General features: G+C 67.9%; 4 protein-coding genes. 2 read left to right on the top strand and 2 right to left on the bottom strand.

Annotated elements, in window-relative coordinates:
- Together C5O18_RS08475 and nth are read right to left on the bottom strand one after the other, a co-directional pair.
- Positions 1 to 783, bottom strand: a 783-nt coding sequence (locus tag C5O18_RS08475; protein WP_146089301.1) for a DUF748 domain-containing protein, incomplete at its 3' end; no start/stop codon positions are given.
- A complete protein-coding gene (gene nth / locus C5O18_RS08470; RefSeq protein WP_105193121.1) occupies positions 776 to 1,411 on the bottom strand; it encodes an endonuclease III in 636 nt (211 codons plus the stop codon). The genes C5O18_RS08475 and nth, both read right to left, overlap by 8 nt.
- Positions 1,412 to 1,469: 58 nt before the next feature.
- On the opposite strand from nth, the gene C5O18_RS08465 reads away from it, so the two are divergent.
- Both C5O18_RS08465 and C5O18_RS08460 read left to right on the top strand, forming a co-directional pair.
- The gene (locus tag C5O18_RS08465; protein WP_105193119.1) at positions 1,470 to 2,276 is read left to right on the top strand and encodes an SDR family NAD(P)-dependent oxidoreductase; all 807 of its coding nucleotides are present in this window, start codon (positions 1,470 to 1,472) and stop codon (positions 2,274 to 2,276) included.
- An 88-nt stretch (positions 2,277 to 2,364) separates the two neighbouring features.
- Positions 2,365 to 2,630 (top strand): RNA polymerase sigma factor (locus C5O18_RS08460; protein ID WP_277422162.1); only part of this gene is annotated, 266 nt, incomplete at its 3' end.

The following is a 2,630-nucleotide window of genomic DNA, read 5'->3' as shown; positions in this document are numbered from 1 at the left end:
GATGCGCACCGGCAGGTCGGCCGGCACCCAGCGCATGAGGTCGGGCAGGTTCAGCCTGCTCAGCTTGAGCTGGCCTCTGGAAGTGAATGCGGGCTGCAGGTTGATGGTGCCGACCCAGTCCAGGCGCGAGCCGCCGCCGAGCTCGCCGTGCAGCTCGGCCTTGCCGTCGGCGGAATCGGTGCCGATGTCCTTGAGGTCGAAGGCCCAGGGCGTCAGGGTGATGGCGCGGGCCGGCTTCACGCGCTCGTCGCGGAAGGCCAGCAGGCCGTCGCGCACGCTCAGGCGGGCGAGGTGCCAGCGCGGGCCCTCGACCTGCTCGCCGCTCGGCGGCGGCAGCATCTTCAACAGGTTGAGCTGGCCCTCGGCGGGCAGCACGGCGTGGATCTCGGGGCCGATCAGCTCGGCGCTCTCGATCAGCCAGGTCGGGCTCAGGATGCTCAGCCAGGAGTAGTCGAGGTGCAGCTCCTTGAAGCCGATCAGCGGGTTGCCCTCGAGGTCCTTCACCTGTAGGTTGTACAGGTGGAGGATGCCGGGAATGGCGTCGGTGGTGACCTTGTCGAGCGTGATGTCCAGGCTCAGGCGCTGACTCAGCTCATGCGACAGGCGCTTCTCCACCCAGCCGGGCCAGAACAGCTCGGCCGCCGTCACCAGCGTGCCCCAGATCACCACGATGGCGGCCAGGCCGCCGAGCAGCCAGCGCTTGCGCCGTCCGCCGGGTCCGCCGCCATCTGCCGGCGTGCCTGCCACGCTGCCTGTCACCTGCTTCGCCACGGCCTCAGTCATGGATCTTCTCCGGGTATTCGCAAAGGTCTTCGATCACGCAGCTGCCGCAGCGCGGCTTGCGCGCCACGCAGGTGTAGCGGCCATGCAGGATCAGCCAGTGATGGGCATCATGCCGGAATTCCGCCGGCACGTGGCGCATGAGCTTGTGCTCGACCTCCAGCACGTCCTTGCCGGGGGCGATGCGGGTGCGGTTGGAGACCCGGAAGATGTGCGTGTCGACCGCGATGGTGGGCTGGCCGAAGGCGGTGTTGAGCACCACGTTGGCGGTCTTGCGGCCGACGCCGGGCAGCCGCTCCAGCGCCTCGCGCGTCTGCGGCACCTCGCCGCCGTGCTCCTCGATCAGGATGCGGCAGGTCTTGATGGCGTTCTCGGCCTTGGTGTTGAACAGGCCGATGGTCTTGATGTACTGCTTCAGGCCGTCGACACCGAGCGCGAGCATCTTCTCCGGCGTGCCGGCGACCGGGAACAGCTTCGCCGTGGCCTTGTTCACGCCGACGTCGGTGGCCTGCGCCGACAGCAGCACGGCGATCAGCAGCTCGAACGGCGAGCTGTAGTTCAGCTCGGTGGTGGGCGCGGGGTTGTGCGCCTGCAGACGGCGGAAGATCTCGTGGCGTTTGGCGGCGTTCATGGCGACAGCTGGCGGTGTTTTCCGGCATTCTACCGTGACATCGAAGGAGTGCGGCATCATGACGGCAAGTGACGGAACGGGTACCGGGAAAGGGGCGCTGATCACCGGCGCGTCGGCGGGTCTGGGCGAGGCGTTCGCGCGTCTGCTGGCCTCGGAAGGGCACGATCTGATGCTGGTGGCGCGCCGCGCCGACCGTCTGCAGGCGCTCGCCGACGAACTGGCTGCCGCGCATGGCGTGCGCGTGCTGGTCTGTCCCGCCGACCTGTCGCGGCCGGAGTCTGCCGCCGCGCTGGAAGCGCAGGCGGCGGCCGAGGGTTTCCAGGTCGATATCCTCATCAACAATGCCGGGCTGGCGGAGCCGGTGTCCTTCCTGAATTTCCCGGTCGCCGACGTGCGCGCCATGATCGAGGTCATGGTCACCGGCCTGACCGAGCTGTCGCACCGCTTCGGCGGCGGCATGGCGGCGCGGGGCTGGGGCCGCATCATCAACGTGTCGTCGCTGGCGGCGTTCGCGCCCAACTCGCCGGGCATGCTCTACACCGGCATCAAGTCCTATGTGCTGAACATGTCGCAGGCGCTGGACCTGCAGCTGAAGCCGTCCGGCGTGCATGTCACCGCCCTGTGCCCAGGCTTCACCTGGACCGAGTTCCATGACACCCAGGGCACGCGCGAGTGGGCGAACCGCCTGCCCGGATTCCTCTGGCAGGATGCCGGCACGGTGGTCCGGGCAGGCTGGGAAGCGGTCAGTGTCGGGCATCCGGTGTGCGTGCCGGGCGTGGTGAACAAGGCGGTGGCTTCATTCACCAAGCATCTGCCGGAACGCCTGCGCTACCTCTTCGGCCGGCAGGCGCGCATGGTGCATTGAGGCCGCGCGCCGGCATGCTGGACAAACAATGACCAGTAATCAATAATTATTCTCATGTGATCCTCCTGACCGTCCGTTGCCCGCGATCATGCCAGCCAACCTCGACCTCCTGTTCCGCAACCATCACGGCGAGCTCAAGCGCATGGCCTATGGCCGCCTGGGTGATCGCGAGGCGGCGGCCGACGTGGTGCAGGATGCCTTCCTGCGTTACGCCGTGATGGCGCAGAGCGAACGCCAGGCGGCCATCGAGAGTCCTCGCCAGTTCCTCTGGCGCATCGTGCAGAACCTCATCATCGACATGGCGCGCCGGCGCCGGCGGCGTGGCGAGCATGTGTGCATCGACGACGTCGCCGA

Origin of the sequence: Amnimonas aquatica (genome assembly GCF_002943415.1) — a bacterium.
Lineage (GTDB): Bacteria > Pseudomonadota > Gammaproteobacteria > Pseudomonadales > Moraxellaceae > Perlucidibaca > Perlucidibaca aquatica_A.
The sequence above is the reverse complement of the archived record's forward strand: the minus strand, read 5'-3'. Positions and strand labels throughout refer to the sequence as shown.